The organism is Trinickia sp. Y13, assembly GCF_029522115.1.
In the GTDB taxonomy this organism is placed as follows: Bacteria; Pseudomonadota; Gammaproteobacteria; order Burkholderiales; family Burkholderiaceae; genus Trinickia.
Genome location: NZ_JAKWFK010000003.1, coordinates 429,420 through 444,666, shown reverse-complemented (window position 1 = coordinate 444,666; position 15,247 = coordinate 429,420). Strand labels below are relative to the sequence as shown.

Sequence of the window (15,247 nt, the reverse complement as noted above, 5' to 3'; positions counted from 1 at the left end):
TCCAGCGGCGCACCGCGGGTTTCCATGGCCGATGACCGGGCCCACCGAACGCGGCGAGCAAGCGCAAGTCATGCCATCAGCGCAATCGTCTTGCGAAAGCGGGCAAGCGAAAGCGCGAATAGGGCGGCGCCAATCGTCGCGAGCGCGAGAAACGGCGCCCAGACGGCTTCGAAACCCGCGCCCCGATAGAGGATCGCCTGTGCGAGCTCGACGAAATGCGTCGTGGGCGCCGCGAGCATCACTTCTTGCACGAACTTCGGCATGCTCTCTCGCGGCGTCACGCTGCCCGACAACAGTTGCAGCGGGATCAGCACCAGCACCATCAGCATGCCGAACTGAGGCATGCTGCGTGCGAGCGTCGCGAGAAAAATGCCCATCGACGTCGCGGCGAACAGATGCAGCGCCGCGCCGAGCATGAACAAGCCAACCGATCCTTGGATCGGCACATGCAGAGCGCCGCGCACGACCAACGTGAGCGATAAGAACGCGGCCGTCAGCACGACGAGCCCCATCGACCACACCTTCGCAACCATGATTTCCAGCGGCGTCACGGGCATGACGAGCAAATGCTCGACAGTCCCGTGCTCGCGCTCGCGAATCAGCGCCGCGCCGGTGAGAATGATCGACAACATGGTGACGTTGTTGATGATTTCCATGAGCGCGCCGAACCACGCATGCTCGAGATTCGGGTTGAAGCGCATATGCATGGCCAAATCGACTGGGGCAGGCGCCGCGCCCTTCTCGCGCGCCAGAAAATCGCGCACCTCGCCCAGCACGATCTGCTGCACGTAGCCGCTGCCCGTGAAGGCCTGGCTCATGCGCGTCGCATCCACGTTCAGTTGAATCTGCGTTTGCCGCCCGGCTAGCGCGTCGCGCTGAAAGTTCGGCGGAATATCGAGCGCGAACGTGAAGCGCCCAAGATCGAGCCCGTGATCGACGCCGGTAGCATCGACGAGCAACGGCGCAGAAAATTGCGGCGGAAAGAACGCGGAGACGATGCGTTGCGCAAGCGGCGAGGCGTCTTCGTCGACGATCGCGATCGGCGCCATATGCAGCGTCTCCGGCTGCGCCGTGGCGGCCGCGTAAATCGAGGCCGTGAACGTATAGACGATGAGCGCGAGCATCATCGGGTCGCGCGCCAAGCTCCACAGTTCCTTGACGCCGAGCCGGTAGATCGTCGAAAGCACGCGCACTTAAACCTCCTGTTTGCGCAACAGCGCGACGGTGGCGCCGAGCAGAACCGGGATCGCGATGGCGAGCGGCAGAAAATGCGCGCGAAGGTCGGCGAATCCGAGCGCTTTGTTGAACACGCCCCGGCTGATCGCGAACATGTAGGTCGCGGGGTACGCTTGGCCGATCAAGCGGCCCGTTCCCTCCATCGACGAGACCGGATTGATGAGCCCGCAAAACTCCACGGCGGGAATCAGCGTGCCGATCAACGTGAAGAACATCGCCGCGATTTGGCTGCGCGTGAAGGTCGACGCCAACAGGCCGAATGCAGTCGACACAATGTTGAACAGCAGGACGGCCAAGAGCAATGTCGGCAAACTGCCTTTGACGGGCACGTCGAAGGCAAAGCGCGCCAGCAACGCCATCAGCGCGAAGTTCAGCATGGCCAGCAGCACATATGGCACTTGTTTGCCGAGCAAAAACTCCATGCGGGTCACCGGCGTGACGTAAAGGTTGACGATGGAGCCCAGCTCGCGCTCGCGCACGACCGCCAACGCCGTGAGCATCGCGGGCAGCATCAGCAACAACAGCGGAATCACGGCCGGCACCATGGCAGGCAAACTTTTCACATCGGGGTTGTAGCGGAACCGGGTTTCGATAGTAATCTGGGCGGCGCTATCCACGCCGAGCCGGTGCCGCAGTTGATCGCGCAGCCATTGCTCGTGCATGCCCAGCATGTAGCCCCGAATCGTCTCCGCGCGCAGCGGCATGGCGCCGTCGATCCAAACGCCGATTTGCACCGGCCGTGCGTGCGCCAAGTCGCGCCCGAAGCCCGGCGGTATCTCGATCGCAAGCGACAGCTTCCCCGCGCGCATGCGTCGATCGAGGTCCTCATAATCGCTGACGGGCCGCTGCTCGATGAAATAGCGGGAGCCCGCAATGTTCAAAGCATAGTCGCGGCTCAGCTCCGATTGATCGCGATCGAGGACGGCAAAGGTCAGATTCTCGACGTCCAGGCTAATCCCCAGCCCAATGACGCACATTAGGACGAGCGAGCCCAAGAGCGCTAGGGCGGCGCGCACCGGGTCACGACGCAGTTCCAGCGCTTCGCGCCACACATACGTGAGCGCGCGAGAAGGACTGAAGCCGCGACGCGCGGTCGAAGGGGCCGGCAGCGCCGAAGGCTGCGCGGCCGGCGCGTCATCGGGTGCGGCCGCCTTGCCTCCTTCGGCGTCGACCAAGTACGCGACGAACGCGTCCTCCAAGTTTTTTGCGCCGCGTGCGCGCACGATCTCGGCCGGCGCTCCGCTCGCGAGCACGCGCCCCGCGTGCATGAGCGAGATCCGATCGCAGCGCGCAGCCTCGTTCATGAAGTGCGTCGAGATGAAGATCGTCACACGATCGCGTCGCGATAGATCGAGCATCAATCGCCAGAACTCGTCGCGCGCGACCGGGTCCACGCCCGAGGTGGGCTCGTCCAGAATCAGCATTTCGGGGCGATGCACCATCGCTACCGCGAGCGACAAACGCTGCCGCATCCCGAGCGCCAACCGATCCGGCAAGGCGTCGAGCACTTCGGTCAGGCCGAAGCGCCCGCTCATTTCCGCCACGCGCTCGACGATCTTGTCTTCTTCGACCTGAAACAATCGTGCATGCAAGACGAGATTTTGCCGAACCGTCAGTTCGCTATAGAGCGAGAACGCTTGCGACATGTAGCCGACGCGGCGGCGCGTATCGATATCCTTCGGGTCGACCGCTCGGCCGAACAACGTGGCGTTGCCCTCGCTCGCGCTCAAGAGCCCGGTCAGCATTTTCATCGTCGTCGATTTGCCGCAACCGTTCGAGCCGAGAAAGCCGAAGATCTCGCCGCGGCGAATGCGAAAGCTGACGTGATCGACGGCCAAGAAATCGCCGAAACGCATCGTCAAACCTTCTGCCTCGATCGCAGCGTTGTCCTCGCCCTCGCCCTCGTCCGCGACCCACGGCTCGACGGTGACCGGCCGGTAATCGCCGCGCCGCGCTGGCGGCAGCAAGGCGATGAAGGCCGCCTCGAGCGTATCGGCGCCGGTCTGCGCGAGCAGCGCTTGCGGCGAGCCGACCGCGAGCACTCGGCCCGCATTCATCGCCACGAGCCAGTCGAAGCGCTGCGCTTCGTCCATATAAGCGGTCGCGACGACCACCGTCATCGCGGGACGCTCGGCGCGCAGCGCCGCGATCAAGGTCCAGAATTGCGCTCTTGCGAGCGGGTCGACGCCCGTCGTCGGTTCGTCGAGGATCAACAGGTCGGGGTCGTGGATCAACGCGCAGCACAGCCCGAGCTTTTGCTTCATGCCACCGGATAGTTTGCCTGCCGGGCGAGCGAGAAACGGATAAAGGCCCGTACTGCGCGTGAGCGCATCGATACGGCGACGGCGCTGCGCAGCGTCATGACCGAACAGGCGCGCGAAGAACTGCAAGTTCTCTTCGACGGACAACGTCGCATACAAATTTTTGCCGAGTCCCTGCGGCATATAAGCGATGCGCGGGCACACGGCCTCCCTGTGGCGCGCCGAGCGCATGTCGCCGCCGAGGGCGGACACTTCGCCGGTCTGGATCACGCGCGCGCCCGCAGCGAGCGCCAACAGGCTCGACTTGCCTACCCCGTCCGGCCCGATCAAGCCGACGATCTTGCCGGCCGGGATCGCGATCGTCACGTCTTCGAGCGCGACGGTCTTGCCGTAACGCAAGCTTACGTTGGACATGCGCACGGCCGCGGTTGCGTCGTCGGCGGACGCGACGCGCTCGGCCGCCAGCGTTTGGCGCGTATCGCTCACTGCGGAACCTTGATGGCCAACTCGCTCGGCCAAGCCGCCTTCGGATCGAGCTTGACCCAAGCCACGCCGGGCACGCCGGTCTTTACGATCGTGAGATGCTTGAGCAGCAAGTCGCGGTTGATGCGCGCTTTCACGCGAAACATCAGCTTTTGCCGTTCGCTCTGCGTCTCGACGGTTTTGGGCGTGAACTGCGCCGTGCTCGCCACGAACGAAACCGACGCCGGAATGACGTACTGCGGCGCCGCGTCCAACACGAGGCGCACTTCGCTGCCCATCGCGACCTTGCCGGCCACCGTTTCGGGCAGGAAGAATGTCATGTAGACGTCCGACAGATCCACGAGGTTCAGGACCTTGCCGCCCGCGGGAAGGACTTCGCCCGCTTGGGCGATGCGGTACTGCACCCGGCCGTCGCGCGGCGCGGCGAGCTTGCTGTCGTCGATCTCCGACTGTACGCGTGCGATCGTCGCGTTGGCGGCCGCCACCGCCGAGCGCGCTGCGACGAGCTGCGCGCGCGTCGCCTCGATCGCCGCCTGCGCCGCGCCCACCTGCGCAACGGCCGCTTGCACGGTCGCTTGCATGCCGCGCACGCGCGCGCGATCGTCGTCGCGTTCTTGCATCGACGATGCGCCTTCGCGCGAAAGCGTTTCCGATCGTTCTAGACGCCGGCGCGCCGCATCGAGTTCGCTATTGCGTTGCGCGACGACCGCCTGAGCCGCGACTTTATCGCTCTCGCGCAGCGCGACCTGAGCGGCAACGCTCGCCACCGTATAGACCGCTTGCTGCGCACGCGCACGCGCTTCGTCCAGTTGCGCATTCAGCGACTGGACCTCCATCTTCGCGAGCGGTTGGCCGGCTTTGACGAAGTCCCCCTCGTCGACGAGGATGCTGTCTACGCGGCCGGGCAACTTCGTTGCGACATCGATCTCCGTCGCCTCGATACGTCCGTTTCCGCTCGCGAAGCCCTCGCCAGGTCCGCTTTGCCGCGAATTCAGCCATGCATAGCCGCTGGCCAGGGCAATGGCCGCTGCGGCGGCAAGGGCGATCGTCGCTGATTGCCTCGTGATCTTCATGGTGTCGTTCGGTGAGTGTCGTTGGGCGCGGCCGACATGCCGCCGCTGTCGTCCGCGTCGCGCATCGTCGCGCCGCCAAGCGCCGTGTAGAGCGCCACGCGGCTCGAAAGCAGCGCGCGACGCAATTGCACGAGCTGCTGCTGCGCCGCTAGCAGATCGCGCTGCGCGTCGAGGACTTCGAGAAATGGCGTGGCGCCGTCGTCGTATCGCAATCGAGCGAGGCGAGCGCGCTCCGTTTGCGCGGCGAGCGTCGCGCGGGCGGTTTGAACTTGCTCGCCGAGCCACGCACGCGCCGACAGCGCGTCGGCGACATCGCGGAACGCATTCTGAATCGCGCTTTCGTATTGAGCCACCGCTTCGTCTCGACGGGCCTTCGCCAGGGCGAGATTGGCACGATTGCGCCCGGCATCGAAGATAGGCAGCGCAAGGTTGGGGACGAACGCCCACATGCCCGTGCCGGACGAGAATAGCTTGCTCAGTTCGGTGCTGCTCGCGCCTACCGAGCTCGTGAGCGCAATGCGCGGAAAGAACGCGGCGCGCGCGGCGCCGATGTTCGCATTCGCAGCTCGCAAACGATGCTCCGCGGCGATGATGTCGGGGCGCGCTTCGAGTAGCGCGGATGGCAAGCCCGGCTCGAGCTCGGGCATCACCGCGGCGTCGTCGAGCGGCCGCTCGCCCGCGCCGAGTTGGGCGGGCGCGCCGATCAAGACGTCGAGCGTATGGGCTTGCGCCGCTTGCGCTTGTTGCAACTGCGCGCCGAGCGTGCGCGCCTGTTCGAGCAAGATCTCCGATTGCTCGAAATCGAGCTTGGAGGTCGCCCCGACTTCGTAGCGGCGTCGAAAGATATGCAGCGACTTCTCGCGGCTTGCGATCGTCTCGCGTGTGAAAGCGATGCGTTCGTCCAGCTCGCATACGCGGAGGTAAGCATCGGCGATGTGCGCGACCAAACTCAATGTCACGGCCCGTCGCGCCGATTCGCTCGCGAGGAGATCTTCGAGCGATGCCGCGCTCGTATCGCGCAGCCTGCCCCACAAGTCTATCTCCCAACTGCTTTGCAGCAGACCCGCGTCATACACAGTCGCGACGATCGGCTCGGGCGCCAGCAATCCGCTGGGCAACCGGAACCGCGCGGCGGTTGCCGTCGCGTCGATGCTGGGCAACTGCGCGGCGCGACGCAAACCGTATACGGCGCGCGCTTGCTCGATCCGTGCCGTCGCGATGCGCAAATCCCGATTGTTCGAAAGCGCCTGCGCGATCAACGCGCGCAAGCGCGGATCGACGAAATAGTGGCGCCATTCGGGCAACTCAGGCGAGGCCAGTCGTTGCGAGGGCTCGCCCGCCCGGGTCGCCGCGTCGTCACGCGAATAGCTGTCCGGCACAGGCAGGTCGGGACGCGTGTAGTGCGGTGCGAGCGACACGCAGCCCGTCAAAGCGAGCAGACATGCAAGCGTCGAGACGCCTGTCCGCCAGGCGCGGCGCACCAGCCGGTGCGACCCGATGCCGCCGTGGCGTGGCGGCATCGGGTCGTGTTGCGGGGGGAATGCGAAATCGCACATGAAGACGCCATTCGAGGTTGCTTGGATCGCCGCCGCCCATTGGGCGGCGGCGATTGCGGCGATCGCTTCGCGCGAATGCACCGCCGGGACCACTGACCCCTTTATATCCGAGCAAACCCTTATGCCGTCTTGATCCACGTCAAGCGCGGTCCGACCGTGCAGTCGTTAACATCCTCGAATTGCCCCAACCTGGACGAGCGCGCGTTTTGCGTCTCCCCTTCGTCACGAACCTTCTACGCCGACCGCCATGCATGCCATCTCCGCTCAACCGCTCCCCGATACGACGCGTCGCCGGCTGCCGCCCGAGGTTCGCGTCGCGCAAATCCTCGATGCCGCGTACGACGTTTTTTCCACCCGCGGATTCCCGCATACGCGCATTGACGACATCGCGGCGCGTGCGGGGTTGTCCAAAGGCGGCATCTACGCGCATTTCGACAGCAAGGATGAAATCTTCGAGGCGTTGCTCAATCGCACGTTAAAGCCGATCGGCATCGACGAGCCTACCTTGTATCGCGAGCCGGTCACCGTCGAGCGTATCGTCGATTTGCTCGGCAACCGTCTTTATTCGTGGGCCGTGAGCGCACCGGCCGTTGCGACGCTGCGCTTGTTGATCGCGGAGAGCGCGCGCGTGCCCAACGCCGTCGAGCAGTGGCGTTGTTACATGGATCGAACGATCGTCGCCGCGGTGCGCACGCTCATCGTCAAAGGCGTGCGCGAAGGTACGCTGCGCGACGGCATCGCCGCGCGATCGCCGTCTCTGTTGATCGCGCCGATCGCGCAGGCCTGCCTTGCCGAAGTCCTGCGAACAGCCGAGCGAACAGCCGGCGAACTCGATCACGCCCGGGCCGATTACGCTCGCTTGTTGCACGAGCTGCTGGCTTTGCGCCACGCAGCCTAGTCGTGCCCGCCTCGCCGCCGAGAAGCTTCAAGGCAGTTGACCAGGCAGTTGACCAATGTCAACCGGGTTGGTCCGCGGCAGGGAACAATGGAGGCGAGGCGCAAATCGCCCGCGCATATGCGGCTTGCCAGCGCAGAGCGCATGCAAGAACGAAGCGGCTGCGCCCGGTTATTCTCTTTGGCCCATCGACACAACCGACTATGAAACTACCCTTGGAAATCTCATTCGAAGGCCTGGACCGCTCGGCAGCGCTCGAAGACGCGGTGCGCAAGCACGCCGACAAGCTCGAGCAGCACCACGCCGAGATCATGCGCTGCCGCGTCGCCATCGTCTGCGACGGCAAGCACAAGCATCATGGCAAGCCATTCGGCGTCTCGATCGATTTGACGATCCCCGGACAAGAGATCGTCTCGAACCGCGAAGCCGACGAAGACGTCTACGTGGCGATGCACGATGCCTTCAAGGCGGTATCGCGCCAACTCGATCAAGTTGCACAGGCGCGGCAAGCCAAACGGGGTTGAGCGTCCCGCGTGTCCCGCGAGCCCCGCGCCACGCGCGCGGGACTCTGGCCGGCGTACGCCTCGAACGGGCGTGAACCGGCCCTTCTAATCGTCATCGCCCTCTTCGGTCTGCAAAATCTCGTAGACGCGGGCGGCTTTCCCATGCAACTCGTAATCGAGCCTGCGCTCCTGCAATTGATCGGAGCGATACCGCGTATAAGCGTCGAGCACTTCGGCGCTGGTCGCGCCTACGTCAACGATTTGGGCGATCACCTCGTCTTCAAGCTCCCCCACGATGTGACGAATATCGCTGGCCGTTGCGGCCTGTAATCCCATTCTGTCATCGGCAATCATGGTGCTTTCTCCGATAGGCGTCCAAGGCCCAGCTACCTACGAAGACGCCAGTCAAACCATCGATGCAGGCCGGCGTCCCATCGTTGCCGGCCTGCCCTCGGGCGCGGCCTCTCAACCGTTGCGCCGCGCGCCTGCGCTCAAGCGCCGTGAGCGCACGAGCTGATAGGGGCGCAACGCATAGGCCACGGTCCCGAACCCGCTCCAAATATGCACCAGGCGCGTGAACGGGAACAGCAAAAACACCGTCATCCCCAGCACCAGATGCAGCTTGAAGGGCCAGAGCACCGACGCCATGGCGCTCGCATCAGGACGGAACGTGACGATGTGCTGCGCCCAATCGGCCAATACGAGCATTTCATGCGCATCGGCGCGCTGGGCGTAGGAAAACGGCAGCGTCAAGAGCCCCAGGCACAATTGCACCCACAGCACGATGAGCAGCGCCAAATCGGTGCGACGGCTCGTTTTGCGAATGCGCGGATCGAACATGCGCCGATGCAGCAACATCGTCAAACCGATGAAGCACAGCGTGCCGGCTGTCCCGCCCGATACGATCGCCAGCATCTGCTTTTGCGAAGCCGTGATGAAGACCGAGTAAAGCGCGTGCGGCGTCAGCAGGCCCAGCGTGTGGCCGAACAGCAGAAACAGAATCCCCACGTGAAAGAGATTGCTGCCCCAGCGCAACTGCGCACGCCGCAACAGCTGCGACGAATCGCTCTTCCACGTGTACTGAGCCCGCTCGAACCGCCCCAGACTGCCGATCAGGAACACCGTCAGGCAGATGTACGGATAGACCGAGAAAAAGAACGTATTCAAAGAAGTGCTCATGCCCGTGCTCCTTGCGCCGCGCTCAAAGCAGCTTGTGAATCGGCCGCCGCGGCCCGGCGCACGACGCGCACCGGCTGGGGTTGCCCCGCTCCTTGCTGTCCCGCGTTGCCGCAGCCGTCGAATGCCGCGGGCTCCTGCCATGCTTCGTCGATGTCGAGCTCGGGCTCGGGCGGCTGAGCCGGGGTGGCGCTATCGACGCCCGCGACCTCGAGCAACGCCGCCAGCACCGCGGCATAGGCGCTCCCGCGCTTTTCGACGGCGCCGTGGATGCGCTGCAAGATATGCGCGACTTCCCCGAGCAATGCAACCGCCGCTTCGCGCGGCTGCGTCGATGCGTATTCGAGCAACACCGTCAAATGATCGGGTAGCTCGTCCGTATTCAGCGCGAGTCCGGCCTGCTCGTAGGTCGCGATCAAATCGAGCATGGCGGGGCCACGCTCGCGCGAATCGCCGTGCACGTGCTCGAACAAATGCAGCGCGGTGCCGCGGCCGCGGTCGAACAATTCGACATAGGCCGCCTCCGCTTCGAGCTCGTCGGCGCCGCGGATCGACTCCAGCAGCGCATCGATCCGTTCGAGGCGCGTCGAGCCGAGCACGGCGCTCGCGCGCAACGCGTCGCTCACTTCATCCAGATGCACGCGCCACTCGGCATCGGGATAGCGCAGCAGAAAAGCCAGCGCGCGCAGCGTTTGCGCGAACGCGGCCTGCCGTGGGTCCAGTCGTGCCATGGTCACTCCTCCACCTTGATCGGAATCGTCCGCTTGCCTTCGCCGCCGAACAGGCTCGGCTCTTCGTCGCCATGATTGCAGCCATTGCCGAAGCTGAAGCCGCAACCGCCGCGCATATCGAACGCGTCCTCGGCATATTCGCGATGCGAGGTGGGGATCACGAAGCGATCCTCGTAGTTCGCGATCGCCATCACGCGGTACATCTTCTCCATCGTCTCCAAGCTCAAGCCCACTTGGCGCAGCACCGTATCGTCGGTTACGCCGTCGACGTGCTTGGCGCGCTGATAGGCACGCATGGCCAGCATGCGCTCGAGCGCCCGCACGACCGGCGCTTCGTCGCCTGCCGTCAACAGGTTGGCCAAGTACTTCACCGGAATGCGCAACTGGCTGACGTCGGGGATCGCGCCGTTCGCACCGATGTGGCCCGCTTGCGCGGCGCCCGTGATCGGCGAAAGCGGTGGCACGTACCACACCATCGGCAAAGTGCGGTATTCGGGGTGCAGCGGCAAGGCCACTTGCCACTCCACCGCCATCCGGTACACGGGGCTGTTGCGCGCGGCCTCGAGCCAGTTTTCCGGTACGCCGTCGCGACGCGCGGCCTCGATCACGGCGGGGTCATGCGGGTCGAGGAAGACGCCTAGCTGCGCGTGATAGAGGTCCTTTTCGTTTTCGACGCTGGCTGCCGCCTCGATGCGATCGGCATCGTAGAGCAGCACGCCCAGGTACCGAATGCGCCCGACGCAGGTTTCCGAGCAGACCGTCGGCTGCCCCGCTTCGATACGCGGGTAGCAGAAGATGCACTTCTCGGCCTTGCCCGACTTCCAGTTGTAGTAAATCTTCTTGTACGGGCATCCGCTCACGCACATGCGCCAGCCGCGGCACTTGTCCTGGTCGATCAAAACGATGCCGTCTTCCTCGCGCTTGTAGATCGAGCCCGACGGACACGACGCGACGCAGGCCGGATTCAGGCAGTGCTCGCACAGGCGCGGAAGGTACATCATGAACGTGTTTTCGAACTGTCCGTAGATGTCCTTCTGAATCGCCTCGAAGTTGCTGTCTTGGCTGCGCTTGGAAAACTCGCCGCCGAGAATTTCCTCCCAGTTCGGGCCGCCGGTGATCTTCTCCATCGGCTGGCCCGTGATGAGGCTGCGCGGGCGCGCCGTCGGCGCCGCCTTCATCTCGGGCGCGCTCTGCAGATGATCGTAGTCGAACGTGTAAGGCTCGTAGTAGTCGTCGATCTGCGGCAGGTTCGGGTTCGCGAAGATGCGCGAGAGCACTTTCAGCTTGCCGCCTTGGCGAGGCTCGATCGAGCCGTCCTTTTTCCGAATCCAGCCGCCGTTCCACTTCTCCTGGTTTTCCCATTGCTTCGGGTAGCCGATGCCGGGTTTGGTCTCGACGTTGTTGAACCAGGCGTATTCCATGCCGGGCCGGTTCGTCCAGACGTTCTTGCAGGTGACGCTGCAGGTATGGCAGCCGATGCATTTGTCCAGATTCAGCACCATGCCGATTTGGGCGCGCACTTTCATTTTCCAGCTCCTTGCGTTTGCTCCGCGCTTACCGCAGCAGCGGGCTCGTCGAGCCAATCGACGCGCCGCATCTTGCGCACGACCACGAATTCGTCGCGGTTCGTGCCGATCGTTCCGTAATAGTTGAAGCCGTAGCTCAGTTGCGCGTAGCCGCCGATCATGTGCGTCGGCTTGAGCACAATGCGCGTCACCGAGTTATGGATCCCGCCGCGCACGCCCGTGATCTCCGAACCGGGCGTGTTGATGATTTTTTCCTGCGCGTGGTACATCAGCACCATGCCGGGGTTGACGCGTTGACTGACGACCGCCCGCGCCGCGATCGCGCCGTTGACGTTGAACAGCTCGATCCAGTCGTTGTCCTCGATGCCGGCGAGGCGTGCGTCGTCCTCGCTGATCCACACGCAAGGGCCGCCGCGATTGAGCGTGAGCATCAGCAAGTTATCGCTGTACGTGCTGTGAATGCCCCACTTTTGATGCGGCGTGATGAAGTTCAGCACGATCTCGGCATTGCCGTTCGGCTTGACGCCGTTCATCAACGCCGTCGCCTTCAGATCGACCGGCGGCCGGTAAGTCGAGAAGCCTTCGCCGAACGCGATCATCCAAGGATGGTCTTGGTAGAACTGCTGACGGCCCGTGAGCGTGCGCCATGGAATCAGTTCGTAGACGTTCGTGTAGCCGGCGTTATAGCTGACGGTCTCGCTCTCGATGCCGCTCCACGTGGGCGAGCTGATGATCTTGCGCGGCTGCGCTTGCACGTCGCGATAGCGAATCTTTTCGTCCTCGCGCGGCAAGGCCAGATGGCTGTGATCGCGCCCCGTGGCCTTGGACAACGCTTCCCACGCCTTGACCGCAACGTGCCCGTTCGTCTCCGGCGCAAGTTGCAAAATGACTTCGCAGGCATCGATGTCGGTGACGATGCGCGGCATCCCGCGCGTGACGCCTTCCTCTTCCGTCAAGCCGTTCAGTTCTCCCAACTGTTCGACTTCGACCTCCGTTTTCCACGCGATGCCCTTGCCGCCGTTGCCGATCTTCGACATGAGCGGGCCGAGCGCGGTGAAGCGTTTGTACAGGTTTGGATAGTCGCGTTCGACGAGCGTCACTTGCGGCGCGGTCTTGCCGGGGATTGCGCGGCACTCCCCCTTGCGCCATTCGCGCACTTCGAACGGCTGTGCGAGCTCGCCCGGCGTGTCGTGCATGAGCGGCGTCATCACGACATCCTCTTCCACGCCCAAGTGCCCCGGACAGACTTCGCTGAACGCTTTCGCGAAGCCTTTGTAGATTTCCCAATCGGAGCGCGATTGCCAGACCGGGTCCACGGCCGCCGAGAGCGGGTGGACGAACGGGTGCATGTCGCTCGTGTTGAGGTCGTTCTTTTCGTACCAGCTCGCCGTCGGCAGCACGATGTCGGAATACAGGCACGTCGTGCTCATGCGGAAATCGAGCGTGACGAGCAGATCGAGCTTGCCCTCCGGCGCTTGCGCGTGCCAATTCACTTCTTGCGGTTTGGCGTCGTCCGGGCCCAAGTCCTTGCCCTGCACGCCGTTGCTCGTGCCGAGGAAGTGCTTGCAGAAGTACTCGTGCCCCTTGCCGGACGATCCCAGCAAATTCGAGCGCCACACGAACATGTTGCGCGGCCAATTCTCGGGCGCATCCGGATCCTCGCAGCTCATTTGCAAGCTGCCGCTCTCCAAACCCTGCGCGACGAAGTCGCGGATGTCCTTGCCGTCCGCCGCGGCCATCTGCGCGAGATGCAGCGGGTTCGTCTTCAACTGCGGTGCGCTCGGCAGCCACCCCATCCGCTCGGCGCGAACGTTGTAGTCGATCATGCTCGCCTGCGCTTGCGAAGCGTCGGCCAGAGGCGAGGCGATTTCGTCGGGACTCAGCTTTTCATAGCGCCATTGATCGGTATGCGCATAGAAGAAGCTCGTGCTGTTCGTTTGACGCGGCGGCCGCACCCAGTCGAGCGCGAACGCGAGCGCGGTCCAGCCCGTTTGCGGCCTCAGCTTTTCCTGGCCGACATAGTGCGCCCACCCACCGCCGCTGCGGCCGATGCAGCCGCACATCATCAATAGGTTGATGATGCCGCGGTAGTTCATGTCGGCGTGGTACCAATGGTTCATGCCTGCGCCGATGATGACCATCGACTTGCCGTGCGTCTTGTCCGCGTTCTCGGCAAACTGGCGAGCGAGCGCAACGATCTGCCCGCGTGCGACGCCTGTGATCGATTCGGCCCACGCCGGCGTATAGGCGGTGTCCGCGTCATAGCTCGAGGCGCCGCTGCCCAACCCGCGGTCCACGCCGTATTGCGCGGCTTGCAGATCGAAGACGGTCGCCACGAACGTTTCGTTCGCGCCTTGTTCGCCCGCGAGCGCAAGGCGCACTGCCGGCACACGGGCCACGTTGATGCGGCCGCTTTGCTCGTTCGCAGGGAAATGCGGATTGTGCACGCCGCCGAAGTACGGGAACGCCACGTCGACGATCTCGTGCGCCTGCGCGCCATCTTCGAGCACCGACAGTTTCAGGCTCGCGGCTTCCCCGCTTTGCGCATCTTTCTCTTCGAGGTTCCACTTGCCGGTATCGTCGCGCCCCTCCGCGCCCCAGCGGAAACCGATCGAGCCGTTGGGCAACACGACGCGGCCCGAACGATCGAACGCGACGGTCTTCCATTCTGGATTGTTGTCCTGCCCGAGTTTCCCGTCGAAGTCGGTCGCGCGCAGATAGCGATCGGGCACGAGCGTCGTGCTGCCGTCGGGCAACGTGTGCCGCTTGAGCATCACGAGCATCGGCATGTCGGTGTACCGGCGCACGTAGTCGTCGAAGTACGCGCTGCGTTTGCGGAAGAAGAATTCCGTCAGCACGACGTGGCCCATCGCCATCGCAAGGGCGGCGTCCGTGCCTTGCTTCGGGTGCAGCCAGAGGTCGGCGAGCTTGGCCACTTCGCTGTAATCGGGCGTGATCGCGACCGTCTTCGTGCCTTTGTAGCGCACCTCGGTGAAGAAGTGCGCATCGGGCGTGCGTGTTTGCGGGACGTTGCTGCCCCAGGCGACAATGAACGTCGAGTTGTACCAATCGGCCGATTCGGGGACGTCCGTTTGCTCGCCCCACACTTGCGGGCTAGACGGCGGCAGATCGCAATACCAATCGTAGAAGCTCATGCACACGCCGCCGATCAAGCTCAGGTAGCGGCTGCCCGCTGCGTAGCTGACCATGCTCATGGCGGGGATCGGCGAGAAACCGATGACGCGATCGGGTCCGTGGCGTTTGATCGTGTAGACGTTCGCCGCCGCGACGAGTCGATTGACCTCGTCCCACGAACTGCGCACGAAGCCGCCCATGCCGCGCGCCTGCTGATAATCGCGCCGTGCCTCGTCGTCTTCGACGATCGACGCCCAAGCCTCGACCGGATCGGTGAGTTGCGCGAGCGCAGCGCGCCAGCGCTTGAGCAATCGGCCCCGCACCATCGGGTATTTGACTCGATTCGCGCTGTACAGGTACCACGAGTACGAAGCGCCGCGCGCGCAACCGCGCGGCTCGTGATTGGGCATGTCCCAGCGCGTGCGCGGATAGTCCGTCTGCTGGGTTTCCCAGGTGACGATGCCGCCTTTCACGTAAATTTTCCACGAGCAGGATCCCGTGCAATTGACGCCGTGCGTGCTACGCACGATCTTGTCGTGCGACCACCGATTGCGATAGGCATCCTCCCACTTGCGATTTTCGCCAGTGGTCACGCCGTGGCCTTCCGAAAAGCGCTCGGACGGCAGCGCAAAGTGAATCAGACGATCGAGAAAGTGACTCATGGATGCTCCG

At 64.0% G+C, this 15,247-nt stretch carries 11 protein-coding genes; 2 read left to right on the top strand and 9 right to left on the bottom strand.

Annotation, left to right across the window (positions count from 1 at the left end; genetic code table 11):
• Positions 1–68: 68 nt before the first annotated feature.
• The 4 genes from MMB74_RS08190 to MMB74_RS08175 all read right to left on the bottom strand — a co-directional run bounded on the left by MMB74_RS08190 (position 69) and on the right by MMB74_RS08175 (position 6,609).
• Complete coding sequence (locus tag MMB74_RS08190) at positions 69–1,193, bottom strand: ABC transporter permease (RefSeq protein ID WP_277428099.1); 1,125 nt, start codon at positions 1,191–1,193, stop codon at positions 69–71.
• The gene (gene rbbA, locus MMB74_RS08185; RefSeq protein WP_277428200.1) at positions 1,194–3,911 is read right to left on the bottom strand and encodes a ribosome-associated ATPase/putative transporter RbbA; all 2,718 of its coding nucleotides are present in this window, start codon (positions 3,909–3,911) and stop codon (positions 1,194–1,196) included.
• Between the two features lie 68 nt (positions 3,912–3,979).
• Positions 3,980–5,053, bottom strand: a complete 1,074-nt coding sequence (locus MMB74_RS08180) for an HlyD family efflux transporter periplasmic adaptor subunit (protein WP_277428098.1) — start codon at positions 5,051–5,053, stop codon at positions 3,980–3,982.
• A complete protein-coding gene (locus tag MMB74_RS08175) occupies positions 5,050–6,609 on the bottom strand; it encodes an efflux transporter outer membrane subunit (protein ID WP_277428097.1) in 1,560 nt (519 codons plus the stop codon). The genes MMB74_RS08180 and MMB74_RS08175 overlap by 4 nt, the downstream gene beginning before the upstream one ends.
• Before the next feature lie 247 nt (positions 6,610–6,856).
• Here MMB74_RS08175 and MMB74_RS08170 point away from each other — a divergent pair, with 247 nt between their 5' ends.
• Together MMB74_RS08170 and MMB74_RS08165 are read left to right on the top strand one after the other, a co-directional pair.
• Positions 6,857–7,507 carry a TetR/AcrR family transcriptional regulator gene (locus tag MMB74_RS08170; protein ID WP_277428096.1) on the top strand — a complete coding sequence of 217 codons (651 nt, stop codon included), beginning with the start codon at positions 6,857–6,859 and terminating at the stop codon, positions 7,505–7,507.
• Between the two features lie 200 nt (positions 7,508–7,707).
• Positions 7,708–8,028 carry an HPF/RaiA family ribosome-associated protein gene (locus tag MMB74_RS08165; protein ID WP_277428095.1) on the top strand — a complete coding sequence of 107 codons (321 nt, stop codon included), beginning with the start codon at positions 7,708–7,710 and terminating at the stop codon, positions 8,026–8,028.
• A gap of 84 nt (positions 8,029–8,112) precedes the next feature.
• Here MMB74_RS08165 and MMB74_RS08160 read toward each other — a convergent pair whose 3' ends face one another.
• The 5 genes from MMB74_RS08160 to MMB74_RS08140 all read right to left on the bottom strand — a co-directional run bounded on the left by MMB74_RS08160 (position 8,113) and on the right by MMB74_RS08140 (position 15,237).
• On the bottom strand, positions 8,113–8,361 hold the full coding sequence (locus MMB74_RS08160; protein ID WP_277428094.1) for a hypothetical protein: 249 nt from the start codon (positions 8,359–8,361) through the stop codon (positions 8,113–8,115).
• 111 nt (positions 8,362–8,472) lie between these two features.
• On the bottom strand, positions 8,473–9,186 hold the full coding sequence (narI, locus tag MMB74_RS08155) for a respiratory nitrate reductase subunit gamma (protein ID WP_277428093.1): 714 nt from the start codon (positions 9,184–9,186) through the stop codon (positions 8,473–8,475).
• Positions 9,183–9,914: a nitrate reductase molybdenum cofactor assembly chaperone gene (gene narJ, locus MMB74_RS08150; RefSeq protein WP_277428092.1), complete on the bottom strand. Its 732-nt coding sequence runs from the start codon at positions 9,912–9,914 to the stop codon at positions 9,183–9,185. Before narJ ends, narI begins: the two co-directional genes overlap by 4 nt.
• Before the next feature lie 2 nt (positions 9,915–9,916).
• A complete protein-coding gene (gene narH, locus MMB74_RS08145) occupies positions 9,917–11,440 on the bottom strand; it encodes a nitrate reductase subunit beta (RefSeq protein WP_277428091.1) in 1,524 nt (507 codons plus the stop codon).
• The gene (locus MMB74_RS08140) at positions 11,437–15,237 is read right to left on the bottom strand and encodes a nitrate reductase subunit alpha (protein WP_277428090.1); all 3,801 of its coding nucleotides are present in this window, start codon (positions 15,235–15,237) and stop codon (positions 11,437–11,439) included. Before MMB74_RS08140 ends, narH begins: the two co-directional genes overlap by 4 nt.
• Positions 15,238–15,247 lie beyond the last annotated feature (10 nt).

What these genes read in the sequence shown, in the direction of transcription:
- rbbA (WP_277428200.1), bottom strand. Translation starts at nt 3,911, where the DNA reads ATGTCCAACGTAAGCTTGCGTTACGGCAAGACCGTCGCGCTCGAAGAC.
- MMB74_RS08180 (WP_277428098.1), bottom strand. Translation starts at nt 5,053, where the DNA reads ATGAAGATCACGAGGCAATCAGCGACGATCGCCCTTGCCGCCGCAGCG.
- MMB74_RS08175 (WP_277428097.1), bottom strand. Translation starts at nt 6,609, where the DNA reads ATGTGCGATTTCGCATTCCCCCCGCAACACGACCCGATGCCGCCACGC.
- MMB74_RS08170 (WP_277428096.1), top strand. Translation starts at nt 6,857, where the DNA reads ATGCATGCCATCTCCGCTCAACCGCTCCCCGATACGACGCGTCGCCGG.
- MMB74_RS08165 (WP_277428095.1), top strand. Translation starts at nt 7,708, where the DNA reads ATGAAACTACCCTTGGAAATCTCATTCGAAGGCCTGGACCGCTCGGCA.
- MMB74_RS08160 (WP_277428094.1), bottom strand. Translation starts at nt 8,361, where the DNA reads ATGATTGCCGATGACAGAATGGGATTACAGGCCGCAACGGCCAGCGAT.
- narI (WP_277428093.1), bottom strand. Translation starts at nt 9,186, where the DNA reads ATGAGCACTTCTTTGAATACGTTCTTTTTCTCGGTCTATCCGTACATC.
- narJ (WP_277428092.1), bottom strand. Translation starts at nt 9,914, where the DNA reads ATGGCACGACTGGACCCACGGCAGGCCGCGTTCGCGCAAACGCTGCGC.
- narH (WP_277428091.1), bottom strand. Translation starts at nt 11,440, where the DNA reads ATGAAAGTGCGCGCCCAAATCGGCATGGTGCTGAATCTGGACAAATGC.
- MMB74_RS08140 (WP_277428090.1), bottom strand. Translation starts at nt 15,237, where the DNA reads ATGAGTCACTTTCTCGATCGTCTGATTCACTTTGCGCTGCCGTCCGAG.